14 protein-coding genes are annotated in these 13,464 nt (G+C 65.7%); 4 read left to right on the top strand and 10 right to left on the bottom strand.

Annotated elements, in window-relative coordinates; all coding sequences use genetic code 11:
• Positions 1 to 291 precede the first annotated feature (291 nt).
• The 4 genes from rlmB to C1H84_RS14065 all read right to left on the bottom strand — a co-directional run bounded on the left by rlmB (position 292) and on the right by C1H84_RS14065 (position 4,635).
• Complete coding sequence (gene rlmB / locus C1H84_RS14080) at positions 292 to 1,239, bottom strand: 23S rRNA (guanosine(2251)-2'-O)-methyltransferase RlmB (RefSeq protein WP_047117919.1); 948 nt, start codon at positions 1,237 to 1,239, stop codon at positions 292 to 294.
• 27 nt (positions 1,240 to 1,266) lie between these two features.
• Positions 1,267 to 2,718 (bottom strand): cysteine--tRNA ligase, encoded by a 1,452-nt coding sequence (gene cysS / locus C1H84_RS14075; protein ID WP_047117920.1) that lies wholly within the window; start codon positions 2,716 to 2,718, stop codon positions 1,267 to 1,269.
• Positions 2,719 to 2,809: 91 nt separating this feature from the next.
• Positions 2,810 to 4,045 (bottom strand): 2-C-methyl-D-erythritol 4-phosphate cytidylyltransferase, encoded by a 1,236-nt coding sequence (ispD, locus tag C1H84_RS14070; protein WP_113607711.1) that lies wholly within the window; start codon positions 4,043 to 4,045, stop codon positions 2,810 to 2,812.
• Positions 4,046 to 4,149: 104 nt separating this feature from the next.
• Entirely contained in the window at positions 4,150 to 4,635 is a 486-nt protein-coding gene (locus C1H84_RS14065; protein ID WP_047117922.1) for a CarD family transcriptional regulator, read from the bottom strand.
• Positions 4,636 to 4,990: 355 nt separating this feature from the next.
• On the opposite strand from C1H84_RS14065, the gene C1H84_RS14060 reads away from it, so the two are divergent.
• Positions 4,991 to 5,527 carry a hypothetical protein gene (locus C1H84_RS14060; RefSeq protein WP_047117923.1) on the top strand — a complete coding sequence of 179 codons (537 nt, stop codon included), beginning with the start codon at positions 4,991 to 4,993 and terminating at the stop codon, positions 5,525 to 5,527.
• A gap of 111 nt (positions 5,528 to 5,638) precedes the next feature.
• Here C1H84_RS14060 and C1H84_RS14055 read toward each other — a convergent pair whose 3' ends face one another.
• Both C1H84_RS14055 and C1H84_RS14050 read right to left on the bottom strand, forming a co-directional pair.
• A complete protein-coding gene (locus tag C1H84_RS14055) occupies positions 5,639 to 6,319 on the bottom strand; it encodes a response regulator transcription factor (protein ID WP_047117924.1) in 681 nt (226 codons plus the stop codon).
• Positions 6,316 to 7,530, bottom strand: a complete 1,215-nt coding sequence (locus tag C1H84_RS14050; protein ID WP_113607710.1) for a sensor histidine kinase — start codon at positions 7,528 to 7,530, stop codon at positions 6,316 to 6,318. Before C1H84_RS14050 ends, C1H84_RS14055 begins: the two co-directional genes overlap by 4 nt.
• 211 nt (positions 7,531 to 7,741) lie before the next feature.
• Between C1H84_RS14050 and phoU the strand changes: the two genes are divergently transcribed.
• Complete coding sequence (gene phoU, locus C1H84_RS14045; protein ID WP_053797368.1) at positions 7,742 to 8,395, top strand: phosphate signaling complex protein PhoU; 654 nt, start codon at positions 7,742 to 7,744, stop codon at positions 8,393 to 8,395.
• Between the two features lie 195 nt (positions 8,396 to 8,590).
• On the opposite strand, the gene C1H84_RS14040 is transcribed toward phoU, so the two are convergent.
• The 4 genes from C1H84_RS14040 to C1H84_RS14025 all read right to left on the bottom strand — a co-directional run bounded on the left by C1H84_RS14040 (position 8,591) and on the right by C1H84_RS14025 (position 11,508).
• Complete coding sequence (locus C1H84_RS14040; protein ID WP_038993831.1) at positions 8,591 to 8,893, bottom strand: DUF4193 domain-containing protein; 303 nt, start codon at positions 8,891 to 8,893, stop codon at positions 8,591 to 8,593.
• A gap of 201 nt (positions 8,894 to 9,094) precedes the next feature.
• Complete coding sequence (locus C1H84_RS14035; protein WP_113607729.1) at positions 9,095 to 9,838, bottom strand: phosphoglyceromutase; 744 nt, start codon at positions 9,836 to 9,838, stop codon at positions 9,095 to 9,097.
• Between the two features lie 127 nt (positions 9,839 to 9,965).
• Positions 9,966 to 10,283 (bottom strand): DUF2516 family protein, encoded by a 318-nt coding sequence (locus C1H84_RS14030; protein WP_052772188.1) that lies wholly within the window; start codon positions 10,281 to 10,283, stop codon positions 9,966 to 9,968.
• A gap of 67 nt (positions 10,284 to 10,350) precedes the next feature.
• A complete protein-coding gene (locus C1H84_RS14025; protein WP_113607709.1) occupies positions 10,351 to 11,508 on the bottom strand; it encodes a trans-sulfuration enzyme family protein in 1,158 nt (385 codons plus the stop codon).
• 96 nt (positions 11,509 to 11,604) lie between these two features.
• Here C1H84_RS14025 and tmk point away from each other — a divergent pair, with 96 nt between their 5' ends.
• Positions 11,605 to 12,258 (top strand): dTMP kinase, encoded by a 654-nt coding sequence (tmk, locus tag C1H84_RS14020; RefSeq protein WP_113607708.1) that lies wholly within the window; start codon positions 11,605 to 11,607, stop codon positions 12,256 to 12,258.
• Positions 12,255 to 13,409 carry a DNA polymerase III subunit delta' gene (locus tag C1H84_RS14015; RefSeq protein ID WP_113607707.1) on the top strand — a complete coding sequence of 385 codons (1,155 nt, stop codon included), beginning with the start codon at positions 12,255 to 12,257 and terminating at the stop codon, positions 13,407 to 13,409. The genes tmk and C1H84_RS14015 overlap by 4 nt, the downstream gene beginning before the upstream one ends.
• The last annotated feature ends 55 nt before the right edge of the window (positions 13,410 to 13,464 follow it).

Below are 13,464 nucleotides of genomic sequence, written 5' to 3'. Positions count from 1 at the left end.
GGCGTTCCAAGCCTGTTCGCTTCGCGTTGACTTCCCGTCCGTTTCCGTTCGGTCCGTGTCAGCGGCACGAGATAAAACTTTACACGCCCTGCGCCCCCACGCAAAATCGGCCTATTCCCCGGATAGGAGACGGGAATTCCGCATGATTCCGGGGATTTCCCCGCTCAAACAGGCTTAAATTCCCGGAATTATCCCAAAAAACATGTTTATGAAGCGGCTCACTTAGCGCAATAAGGCTGTAATCTGCGCATTTCAGTGCGCGGATTACAGCCTTATCGGTCAGGGATGCAGTTACTTGGCTTCTTCTGCACGCAGTCGCGAGACCTCGTACAGCGAGATGCCCACCGCCATCGACGCGTTCAGCGATTCCATGGCGGAGTTGATCGGGATCGAGACGATCGCATCGCAGTGCTCGCGGACCAGCCGGGACAGGCCCTTGCCTTCGGAGCCCACCACGATGCACAGCGGACCGGTTGCCAGTTCGAAGTTCGGCAGCTGCATGTCGCCGCCGGCGTCCAGGCCGATCACGAAGATGCCTGCGGCCTTGATTTCCTTCAGGGCATTGGTGAGGTTGGTGCACTTGGCCACCGGGACGCGGACTGCTGCGCCGGCACTGGTCTTCCAGGCCGAAGCGGTCATGCCGACGCTGCGGCGCTCGGGGATGATCACGCCGTCGGCGCCGAAGGCGGAAGCCGAACGCACGATGGCGCCCAGGTTGCGCGGATCGGTAATGCCGTCCAGGGCTAGAAGCAGCGGCTGCGCGGTGCGGTAGCCCTTTTCGTAGTCCTTGACGACCTTGGTCGCCAGCTGGACTGCATCCTTGTACTCGTACGAAGGGATCTGCAGGGCCAGGCCCTGGTGGATCGCTCCGTCGGTCATGCGGTCGAGCTCGGTCTTGGAGGCTTCCATCAGCGGGATGCCCTGCTCTGCGGCCAGCTTCAGGGAATCGCGGACGCGGTCGTCAACGTCGATGCGGATGGCAACGTGCAACGCCTTGGCCGGAATGCCGGCGCGCAGCGCTTCGACCACGGAGTTGCGCCCGGTGACGTATTCGGCGTTAACGCGGATGCGGTCGGTGCGCTTGTTCTCGGTCCGCTTGGCAGCCGAACGCTCGGCCAGCTGCTTGTTGCGGTAGGCCTTGTGGTACGGGCGGTCTTCCGCCTTGGGGGTCGGGCCCTTGCCCTTGAGGGAACTGCGTCCCTTACCGCCACTACCCTTGGTTGGGCCCTTCTTGCTCATCTGCTTGTCCTTTGGTTTGAAGTCGTTTTAGTTCTCGAGGGTCCAGCGGGCGCCGTCCGCTGAATCAACTACGGTGATTCCGGCGGAGGCCAGCGCGTCGCGGATGGCATCCGAGCGGGCCCAGTCCTTGGCGGCGCGGGCTTCGGCTCGTTCAGCCAGCTGCGCCTGGATCAGCGTGTCAAGCACCTGATGTTCGGCCGAGGCCGCGGCTCCGGTGTCCTGGCGGGCGTCGTCCAGCCCCAGAACCCGGGTCATCGCCAGTACCTGGCCCAGCGCCTCGGCCACCGCGCCGTCCTCATGCGCGTCCAGCGAGGCGTTGCCGTGGCGGACCGTCTCATGCAGCGAGGCCAGCGCCATCGGCACATTCAGGTCGTCGTCCATCGCGGCGCCGAACGCCTGCGGCACGTGCGTGGCGGTGATGGCCTGGGCGGCCTCGCCCAGCCGGTATCGGGCGTTGGAGATGAAGGTGTCGATGCGCTCCACCGCGGCGCCGGCCTCCGTCAAGGAGTCCGGGCGGTAGTCCAGCATGGAGCGGTACTGCGCCTGGCCCAGGAAGTAGCGCACCACGCGGGCGTCGGCCAGCTCCAGCATCTCTTGCGGGGAGATGGTGTTGCCCACCGACTTGGACATCTTTTCGCCCTCGTAGGTGACCATGCCGTTGTGCATCCAGTAGTTGGCGAAGCCGTGGCCGGCGGCCGCGGACTGCGCCAGCTCGTTCTCGTGGTGCGGGAAACGCAGGTCCAGCCCGCCGCCGTGGATGTCGAAGTGGGTGCCGAGGTACTTGGTGGCCATGGCGGAGCATTCAAGATGCCAGCCCGGGCGTCCGCGTCCCCAGGGGCTCGGCCAGGACGCGGTGAGTGGATCGGTGTCCTTGTGCCCCTTCCACAGCGCGAAGTCCCGCGGGTCGCGCTTGCCGCGCGGATCCGCGTCGGTGGCCGCTTGCATGTCGTCGATGTTCTGGCGGGTCAGCGCGCCGTACTGCGGATAGGAACGCACGTCGAAGTACACGTCCCCGGAGCCGTCGGTGGCCGGGTAGGCGTGGCCGCGGTCGATCAGCAGCTGGATCAGCTCGTGCATCTCGGTGATGTGGCCGGTGGCGCGGGGCTCGTAGGTCGGGCGGCGCACGCCCAGCGTCTCGTAGGCGCGGGCGAATTCCTGCTCGAACCGGTAGCCCAGCGCGAACCATTCTTCGCGCGGCGTGTAGTACTCGTCGGCGGTGAAATCCTCGGCGAAGGAGTTCGCCGACTTTTCCAGGATCTTGTCTTCAATATCCGTCACGTTGCGCACCGTGGTGACCGCGAAGCCGCGGTACTCGAGCCAGCGCACCAGCACGTCGAAGACGATGGCGCTGCGCACGTGCCCCACGTGCGGCATGCCCTGCACGGTGGCGCCGCAGTAGTACAGCTTCACTTCACCGTCGGTCAGTGGCTGGAAGTCGCGTACGGAAGCGGATTTGGTGTCATAGAATCGCAGGCTCACGGTTTAAGGTTATCCGAAGAACCTGCCGCTTGCGTGCGGGGCTTGGAGCTCGCCGCGCTGAGCGCCGCCCCGCCAGCTTCCGGGATGGAGCCTACGGGCGTTCGTAGACCAGTGCGGTCGCGTAGGCGGTGATGCCTTCCCCGGCGCCTTCATATCCCAGCCCGTCGCTGGTGGTGGCGGTAATGCTCACCGGTGCTCCGGCCGCCGCGGAGAGCACGCGGTTGGCTTCCTCGCGGCGTGCGCCGAAGCGCGGGCGCCGCCCGACGAACTGCACCGCGATGTTACCGATCTCAAATCCTGCCTCGCGGACCAGGCGCGCCGCTTCGGTGAGCAGGCTGACGCCGCTGGCCCCGGCGAACTCCGGGCGGTCGACGCCGAAGTGGGTCCCCAGGTCCCCGATGCCGCTGGCGGAGAACAGTGCATCGCAGGCGGCATGGGCCACGGCGTCGCCGTCGGAGTGCCCTGACAGCCCGATGTCTTCCGGGAAGTACAGCCCGGCCAGCCACATTTCGCGCTCCGGGTCGGTGCTTACGGCGTGGATGTCGATCCCGGTGCCGACGCGGGGCAGCAGCATGTCCTGGGGCTCATTCCTGTGGGGTGCTTCGGTGGTTGCGGCGGCCAGCTGTTCGGCGGCGGCCAGGTCATCCGGGTGGGTGACCTTCAGCGCCCGGGCGTCCCCTGCCACCACATGGACCGCGCCGCCGGCGGCGCGGACGATCGAGGCGTCGTCGGTGACCGCAGCGAGCTGCTCTTCGCTCAGCGTCCTGAGCCCGGCGTGCGCTTCGCGCAGCGTGGCGGCACTGAATCCCTGCGGGGTCTGCACCGCGCGCAGGGTCGAGCGGTCGGGGGTCTGGACCACCAGCTCGCTGCCGGCAGGGTCCGTAGCGACGACTGAAATGGTGTCGGTGACGGGCAGCGCGGGGATGGCCGCGTCGCAGCCGGGAACTTCCAGCTGCTCCAGCACCCGCTGGAACAACGCGGCGGGGGCGAAGGGGCGGGCGGCATCGTGGACGAGGATGAGCTCGGCATCCGGACAGACCTGAGCCAGCCCGTTGCGCACGGATCCGGCGCGGCTCGAGCCGCCGGGGGCGGTGCGCACCGAATCGGGGTAGCCACGCAGCGCTTCGGCCAGGCGGTCGTCATCGGGCGGGGTCACCACGATGACCTCGCGAATCCCGGGCACTTCCAGGATGCGGTCCACCGCGTGCTCGGCCAGGGATTTGCCGGCGATTTCCACCAGGGCCTTGGGGATTCCGGCGCCCAGCCGGGTGCCCATTCCCGCGGCCACCAGGATCACCGATGCGTTGCGCTGTTTCACTTGGTTCACAGGGAAGAGCTTATCGCGCCCGGGCGACGGCCACCGGCCGTCGGGTTAAATGCAAAACCGCGGGTGCGCGTGATGCGCCCCGCGGTGTTGTCAGGTGATTCTTCCTAGGCGGAAGCCAGAACCTCGTCCAGCAACCCCTCGGCCTTGGTCTCGTCGAGATCCTTGGCCAGCGCCATTTCGCTGATCAGGACCTGGCGCGCCTTGGCCAGCATGCGCTTCTCGCCAGCGGAGAGGCCTCGGTCGTTCTCGCGGCGCCACAGGTCGCGGACAACCTCAGCCACCTTGATGACGTCACCGGAAGCAAGCTTCTCAACGTTCGCCTTGTAACGGCGCGACCAGTTGGTCGGCTCTTCGGTGAATTCAGCACGCAGGACATCGAACACATGGTTCAAGCCCTCCGGATCTACCACGTCTCGCACGCCAACCAGATCAATCTTGTCGGCGGGAACTTCGATAGTCAGGTCTCCCTGAGCTACGCGAAGCTTGAGATACATTTTCTCTTCGCCCTTGATCTTGCGCAGCTTGATCTCCTCGATCGTTGCAGCGCCGTGGTGCGGGTAGACAACAGTCTCGCCAACCTCAAAAACCATGTGGATAAACCCCTTTCCCACCTTCCAGTCTACCATGTCTGGCGCGGACGCCGGTTCCACCGTGCCCCGAATAACCGCGAAATCATGCGGAATTCCCTCTTCCAATCGCCGGAGGAACGTGGTATGAAAAGAGTGTGCACGTTGCCCACCTGCCCCTTTCCCCATCGGGCAACCTGTCTACAAGCTGTCGAAAAGTGTGTGTTGCACGTCGCTAAATCGCGTCTTTGACCAAAAAACGGCTAGGCTTAGAGGTAATCGTGGTCAATACGGCTGTCTGCACTGATCCTTAGGTGCCGACCGTTTCACGCGGCCGCGAACCGAAGCATCTCATTATTCTCACCGAGGAGTTAGTGTCGTGATCACCGCACGCATGACCGTTGGACGCCGCGTTGCCGCGTCCCTCGCTGTGGCTGCCCTGGCATTCGGTGTCACCAGCTGTGGCGCCATCAACCAGCAGGCCACCGATATCGACTACGCAGCCAGCGACGGAATCAACGTCGACGTTGCCGATGCCGAGGTCCGCAACCTGATGTTCGTGACCAACGCCGAGGCCACCGACGCTCGCCTGATCGGCACCGTCGTCAACGATGGCAAGTCCGACCTGAGCCTTCAGATCAAGGCCGGCAACGCCTCGCCTGTCACCGTCAAGGTCGCCGCCGAGGGCCAGACCAAGCTGGAAGACGAGAAGAACAAGACCGTCATCAGCGACCTGGGCATCATGGCCGGCCAGCACGCCGACACCAAGTTCACCGTGTCCGGCACGACCGTAGACTTCTCGGTTCCAGTGGTTGACGGAACCCTGGCCGAATACCGCGACTTCGTTCCGGGCGGCTACGAGGCAAGCACCAACGAGCACCTGGTTCCAAGCCCTAAGTCCGAGTCCGGACACTAGGCTTCAGAACAGACGAACCCCGGCGGCGCCCACTGCACAGTGAGGCACCGCCGGGGTTTTCTGCTTGCCGGCGGCCGCCGCCCGCAGCGGCTCCCGGCAGGGCAGTTCCCGCTAGGCCACGAACTTGTATCCCAGGCCGCGCACGGTCACCAGCAGTTCCGGCGCCGCCGGGTCGCCTTCGATCTTCGAGCGCAGGCGCTTGACGTGCACGTCCAGGGTCTTCGTGTCGCCCACGTAGTCGCTGCCCCAGACGCGGTCGATCAGCTGGCCGCGGGTCAGCACGCGTCCGGCATTGCGCAGCAGCATTTCCAGCAGTTCGAACTCCTTCAGCGGCATGGCCACCTCGGCGTTGTTGACCGACACGATGTGGCGCTCCACGTCCATGCGCACCGGGCCGGCGGTCACCACGTTGCTGACCAGCTCTTCGCTTTCGCCTTGGCGGCGCAGTACTGCCCGGATGCGGGCCAGCAGCTCGCGCGAGGAGTACGGCTTGGTGACGTAGTCGTCGGCGCCCAGCTCCAGGCCGACCACCTTGTCGATCTCCGAGTCCTTGGCGGTGAGCATGATGACCGGAACCTGGCTGTTCAGGCGGATCTGGCGGATCACCTCGGTGCCGGGCTGGCCGGGGAGCATCAAATCCAGCAGGACCAGGTCCGCGCCATGGCGTTCGAACTCGCTCACCGCGACAATCCCGTCGTCGGCGACCCTGACCTCGAATCCCTCCCGCTCCAGCAAATAGGACAGCGGGTCCGAAAGCGATTCCTCGTCCTCGACAATCAAGATGCGGGTCATCGGCGTCCTCCTTCACGGTCTTCCGCAGACGCGGCAACCGCTTGTTTCTTCTTCATATCTGCGGCCGGCTCAAGCGCTGCAGCCGGTTCTTCATCCATCATGGGAAGTCTGAGTGTGAACGTGGAGCCCTGGCCCGGCTGCGACCACAGCGACACCTCGCCGCCGTGGTTGGCCAGCACGTGCTTGACAATGCTCAGGCCCAGCCCGGTGCCGCCGGTCTGGCGCGAGCGGGCGCCGTCCACGCGGTAGAAGCGCTCGAATACGCGTTCCTGGTCCTCCGCTGAAATGCCGGGGCCCTGGTCGGTCACGGAAATCTGGGCGTAGCCGTCGCGTTGCCGCACCCCCACGCCCACGGTGGTGTTCGGCGGGGAGTAGCGGATCGCATTGTCGATCAGGTTGCGCAACGCGGTCATCAGCAGATCCGGATCCCCGTGGAGCTCTTCCTCCAGGCTGCCGCCCACCGAGACGGTGATGCCCTTTTCCTCTGCGAGCAGCTTGTTGCGGTCCACCGCTTCGGCGATGACCGGGGCGAGCTGGAACTCGCGGCCGTGGGTGATCGCGTCGCTGGACTGCAGCCGCGAAAGCTCGATGATGTCCTGCACCAAGGCTGCCAGGCGCCGTGATTCCTTGCCCATGCGCGTGGAGAAGCGCAGCACCGCCTGCGGGTCGTCGGCAGCTTCGCTGATCGCCTCGGCCAGCAGCGAGATCGCGCCGACCGGGGTCTTCAATTCATGCGAGACGTTCGCGACGAAGTCGTTGCGCATCGCCTCGGTGCGGGTGATCTCGGTGCGGTCGTCGGCCAGCAGCAGGATGTACTCGTCCCCCAGCGGGGCCACGCGCACATGCACGATCAGCTGCCCGGCACCCAGGGTCGCGCGCTGCAGCTCGTACTGGCTTTCGGCGATCACGCCGTCGGCGCGCACCTGGCGCACCAGCGCCAGCAGCTCGTCGTGCACCAGGGTGTGCCCGCGGACCAGACCGTAGGCGTAGGAAGCGGGGTTGGCGCGGACCACTCCGTCGACGTCGTCGAGGATGACGAAGGCGCGCCCGATCACGGAGAGCACCGCGGCGGCGCCTTCCGGCAAGACTGGCTCGTCGACCTCGGGCAGCCGGGCGGTGCGGTTTTGCGAGAACCGGAAGGCCAAGATGCCCACGACTCCCAGCGCCAACCCGAGCACCGCGGCAATCAAGATCGAGATTACTTCGTTCACATCTTTAGACTATCTTTCATCCATGGGACTTTTGTCCGCAGATGACGCGAAAACAGCCATTTCGGCGCGCTGTTCACCAAACGTTCACCTTTCCGGGAATAATCGTTAATCACCCGCTGGCATTCTGGATTCAGACCCTCCGCCATGCCCGAAAACAGAACCATGTTCACGCGGGCGTGAGCACCTTCCGAACCTTGAAAGGGAATATTACGTGCGCAAGGTATTTCAGGCCGATCTGCAGCAGATCGGCGAAGAGCTGATTGAGATGGCGAACCAGGTTGCCGTCGCCATGGACCGGGCGTGGGAATCGCTGGCCAACGCCGATGTGGAGCTGGCCCAGGAAGTGATCGCCGCCGATGCGAAGATCGACTTCCTGCAGAACCAGCTTGATGAGCGCGCCATCGACACCCTCGCGCTGCAGGGTCCGGTGGCTTCGGACCTGCGCATGATCGTCGGCTCGCTGCGCATGAGCGCCTCGCTGGAACGCATGGGAGACCTGGCCCGCCACCTGGCCCAGTTGACCCGCCTGCGTTTCCCGAGCCGTGCGTTGCCGTCGGAAATCACCGGCACCTTCTCGCAAATGGCCCAACTCGACATCCAGATCGCCCAGGCCGTCGCGAAGCTCCTGGACACCCGCGACCTGCAGATTGCCCGCGACATCATCGAGCTGAACCACCGCTTGGACGCCCTCCACGCCAGCGTGTTCACCCAGGTGGCCGACGAGGCCTGGACCGCGAATGCGCCGACCACCGTCGACGTGTCGCTGACTAGCCGCTATCTGGAGCGCTTCGGCGACCACGGCGTCTCCGTCGCCCGCAAGGTCACCTACCTGGTGACCGGTGAATGGGATCCGTCAGAGGTCTAGGCGCACCAAACCAGCTTGAACGCCGCGGGCGCCGGGGAGAATTCCCCGGCGCCCGCGGCGTCCTGGCTTAATCGACGGCAAGCCCCTGACGCGGCCCGGAAATCCGGCTTAAACGACTGTAGAGGCCACCTCGGCGGTTGGCCTCTACAGTCAATGTGTTCTGCGCATTCGCAGAGCACGGCGTCTAGGGAAGGCTTAGCCTTCGCACTCGACGCAGAATCCTACATTGCCCTCTTCACGTACAAGCTGTGAACGGTGGCGGATCAGGAAGCACGAACCACAGATGAATTCGTCGTCTTTCTGCGGAATGACCGTAACGGTCAGTTCCTCGTTGGACAGGTCTGCACCTGGCAGGTCCATGCCGTCGGTGTGATCGGTTTCGTCGAGCTCGCGCACCACGGACTTGGCGTCTGGTGCGTTGGCGGACTTAACCGCGTCCAGAGAAGCCTTGCGCGCCTCGGCAACGTCCGGGCGGACTTCGTCGTAATCAGTTGCCACGAATTGCATTCCTAACGTGAGCCATTGAGCCTATTCGAAATAGGAGATTACAGCATAGTAATACCAAAAAGACAATCCTTAGTCATGGTTTCGCTCACAGCCAGAGATTTCACGGCAACCTCCCGTTAAACAGCAACGGCGGCACCGCTGGCCAAGCTTGTGGGAGGTGGCCGGGGCGGTGCCGCCGAAAAGCCGGGTTGGCTAGCGGCCCTGGTTGGCGACTGCCTTGATGGCGTCGGCCGCGGCTTCTGGATCCAGGTAGGTTCCGCCGGCGGTGATCGGCTGGAAGTTGTCGTCCAGTTCATAAACCAGCGGGATGCCGGTCGGGATGTTCAGTCCGGCGATGTCCTCGTCGCTGATGCCGTCCAGGTGCTTGACCAGTGCGCGCAGCGAGTTGCCGTGCGCGGTCACCATGACGGTCTTGCCTGCGGACAGGTCGGCCTTGATGTTGTTCTCCCAGTACGGCAGCAGGCGCTCGAGGACGTCCTTGAGGCATTCGGTGCGCGGCGCGTCGTCGCCCAATGAGGCGTAACGCTCGTCGCCGATCTGGCTGAACTCGGAGTCGTCGGCCAGCGCCGGCGGCGGGGTGTCGTAGCTGCGGCGCCACTGCATGAACTGGTCCTCGCCGAATTCGGCCAGGGTCTGGGCCTTGTCCTTGCCCTGCAGCGCACCGTAGTGGCGCTCGTTCAGGCGCCAGTCGCGGTTGACCGGGATCCACGAACGCCCGGCGGCTTCCAGTGCCAGGTTCGCGGTGACGATGGCGCGGGTCAGCAGCGAGGTGTGCAGAACCTCAGGCTTGTAGCCTGCCTCGGCCAGCAGCTGGCCGCCGCGGGCGGCCTCTGCGCGACCCTTTTCGGTCAGCGACACGTCGTACCAACCGGTGAAAAGGTTCTTTTCGTTCCATTCGCTCTGTCCGTGGCGAAGCAAAATCAAAGTGTGGCTCATGATTTCCATCTTATCCAATGGCGGGGCATCTCCGGCTGAACGTTACCGCCGAACGCAAAACCCGGGCCGCGACATGTATTACATGCTGCGACCCGGGTTGAGCCGAAAACTTCGCCGGAGGACCGGGCTAGTAGTTGTACCAGCCGCCGCCTTTGCCGCTCACTGCGGGCTTCACGTCGGCCAGGTAGACGCAGGCGACGCAGGCGCCGATCAGCTGGAGGAATCCGCCGCTGCCGGCGCTGAGCACGGACAACGCCGCGACCACGGCACTGCCGACGGTCAGCGCGGTCCAGAAGCCCTTGGTGCGCTTGCCCTCCTGGGCGAAGCGGTCTGCCGGGTGGCGCAGGCAATCAACCACTGCCCAGACGGCCAGCACCAGGATGACAATCCCGAGGGCGCGCAGCATGTAGGCCTCGATCAGGAACGCAAGATTCATGAATTGCATGTTTTCACCTTACCGTCGACTCGTGCTCCGCGCTTCACATGCCACGCGACTGATATCCGCGCTGGCCTCAGATCCGTTCCAGCGCCTGGGACAGGTCGTTCCACAGGTCTTCCACGTCCTCGATGCCCACCGAAAGGCGGATCAGGTTCGCCGGGACAGTGGCCGGCTCCGAGGCGTGCCGCGCACGGCGTTCCGCCAGGGTTTCAACCCCGCCCAGCGAGGTGGCCGCGGTGATCAGGCCGAAGCCCGCGACCACCGCATCCGCCTCCTGCGCGGCGGACCCGACTTCGAAGGCGATGACCGAGCCGAAGCCATCCATCAGCTCACTGGCTCGCGCATGGCCGGGATCCTGCGGCAGGCCCGGATAGCGCACCACATTGACCTTCGGGTGCGCGGCCAGGCGCTCGGCGAGCAGCTGGCTGTTGGCCTGCGAGCGCTCCAGTCTGACGGCCATGGTGCGCACCCCGCGCAGCGCCAGGAAGACGTCCATCGGGGAGGCGATCGCCCCGTGCAGGGTGCGGTAGCCGTGCAGCTTGGTGTGCAGCGTTTCGTCGCGGGTGGCCAGCGCGCCCATGATGACATCCGAATGCCCCGACAGATATTTGGTCACCGAGTGCACCACGAGGTCCGCGCCCAGTTCCAGCGGCCGCTGCAGCAGCGGGGTGGCGAAGGTGTTGTCCACGATGCCCAGCACGCCCTGCGCCTTGGCGGCGGCCAGCAGCGCCGGAAGCTCGGCGACTTCCAGCATCGGGTTGGTGGGAGATTCCAGCCACAGCACGTCCGCGCCCTGCAGCGCGCCGAGCACCTGCTCGGTGTCGGCGACGTCCACCGGGTGCAGGGTGAAGCGCCCGGCAGTTTCCAGTTCCTTGGCCAGGCCCAGCGTGCCGTTGTAGGAGTGGGCCGGCAGCACCATGGTCCCGCCCTCGGGCACCAGGCTCAGCGCCGCGGCGATCGCCGCCATGCCGGAGGAGAACACCAGCGCCGGCAGCTCGGAGCGCTCCAGCGCGCCGAGCACCTGCTCGAAGGGATCCCAGGTGGGGTTCGAGAACCGCGCGTAGACCTTTTCGCCTGCAGCGGCGATCCCCTGCGAGTGGTAGGTGGAGGTGAAGGTCACCGGGTGGTTGACCGGAGCGTCCAGCCCATGGGCCGGACGTCCCCCGGCAACGATCAAGGTCTTGGGATGCCAAGAGGCAACAGGGGCGGCGGATTCTGCGGGGTTGGTCATATCCACCAGATTACGCCTGGCGTTTGTCTGCGTCCCGAAGCGTTTCACTTCATTTCATCGCACGGGATCCACAGGCAGGTTCGTTAGGCTAGTGGGGTGAGTATCGATTCGTCCGCCCCTGCCCGCGGCCTGTTCATTGTCTTTGAAGGCGGCGACGGCGCCGGCAAGTCCACCCAGGTCCAGCGCACCAGCCAGTGGCTGCGGGAGCGCAACGCCACCGTGCTGACCACCCGCGAACCGGGCGGCACGCAGATCAGCGAGGAGCTGCGCGCCCTGGTGCTGGAGCACGGGCACGGAGAGATCGACGCCCGAACCGAGGCCCTGATGTACGCCGCGGCCCGCGCGGCCCACGTCCAGCAGGTCATCATCCCGGCGCTGGAAACCGGCACCCACGTGGTCTGCGACCGTTTTGTCGATTCCTCCCTGGCCTACCAGGGCGTGGGGCGCGAGCTCGGCGTGGAGGCTGTCGCCTCCATCAACAATTTCGCCACCGGCGGCCTGGCCCCGGACGCCACCATCCTGCTGGACATCTCCGCGGCCGACGGCCGTTCCCGGCGCATCGCCGGCACCGGCGGCGTCGAGGAATCGGACCGGCTAGAATCCGAGCCGGATGCCTTCCACAACCGCATCCGCACCGCCTTCGCGGACCTGGCCGCCAAGTCGCCGGAACGCTACCTGGTGCTCGACGCCAACCAGGGCATCGAGCAGCTGCAGGCGCAGATCACCGCGCATCTGGAGGACCTGCTGTGATCCGCCCGGTCTTCGCGGATCTGGCAGGCCAGCAGCGTGTCATCACCACGCTGACCGAGCAGGTCGACCAGGGCGACCCCACCCACGCATGGCTGTTCACCGGTCCCCCGGGTTCCGGGCGCACCACCGCCGCACGCGCCTTCGCCGCGGCGCTGCAGTGCACCCAATCCCCCGCCGGCTGCGGCGCCTGCCCCACCTGCGTCAGCGTCGTTGCCGGCAAGCACCCGGATGTCACCTTCATCTCGACCGAGAAGTTCGAGTACCAGGTCAGGGACGTGCGGGAGATCATCACCCAGGCCCAGGACAAGGCTTCCCAGGCCCGCTGGCGCATCATCATCATCGAAGACGCCGACCGCATGTCTGAGCGCAGCGGCAACGTGATGCTCAAGGCCATCGAGGAACCACCGGCGAACATGATCTGGATCCTGTGCGCGCCGTCCCCGGCCGACGTGCTGGTCACCATCCGCTCGCGCTGCCGCGCAGTGAACCTGTCCATCCCCTCCACCGAAGAGGTCGCCCAGCTGCTGGTCCGCCGCGACGGACTGGACCTGGAACTGGCGCGCTTCGCCGCCCGCGCCTCGCAGTCGCACATCGGCGTGGCCCGCCTGCTGGCCCGCGACGAACAGGCCCGCATCCAGCGCGAGAAGGTCGTCACCCTGCCTTTGCGCGTGACCACCCTGCCGCAGGCCATGGAGGCCGCCGCGGAGATCTCGAAGCTGTCGGCCGAGCGCGCCGAGCACATCACCGGCGCCGACCTGCAGCACAAGGTCGCCGAGCTGCGCAAGGCCAACGGCCTGGGCGAGGAGGAGAACATCCCCGCCGGGCTGCGCGGGCAGTTCCGCGAGCTGGAAGAGAACGCCAAGCGCTTCGCCCGGCGGGCCAGCTTCGACGCCATCGACCGCACCCTGACGGACCTGACCACTTTCTTCCGCGACGTGCTCAGCCTGCAGCTGCACACCCAGGTCGAGCTGGTCAACGAGCACCTGCGCGAGAAGCTCAACGCCTTCGCCGCCCACCAGAGCCACGAAAAGACCCTGTCGCAGATCGACGCGATCGATGAAACCCGCCAGCGCATCGCCGCCAACGTCAACCAGCTCATGGCGCTCGAGGCCCTCATGGCCCGGCTGCTGCAGAACCCCGGCCGCCGCTAGCTTCCCGGATTCCCCCACCCGGACTGCGCATCCACCCCCAAGGAGAACCACCATC

The organism is Glutamicibacter soli, assembly GCF_003309065.1.
GTDB classification, from domain to species: Bacteria; Actinomycetota; Actinomycetes; order Actinomycetales; family Micrococcaceae; genus Glutamicibacter; species Glutamicibacter soli.
This window is presented reverse-complemented; position numbering and strand designations above follow the sequence as displayed.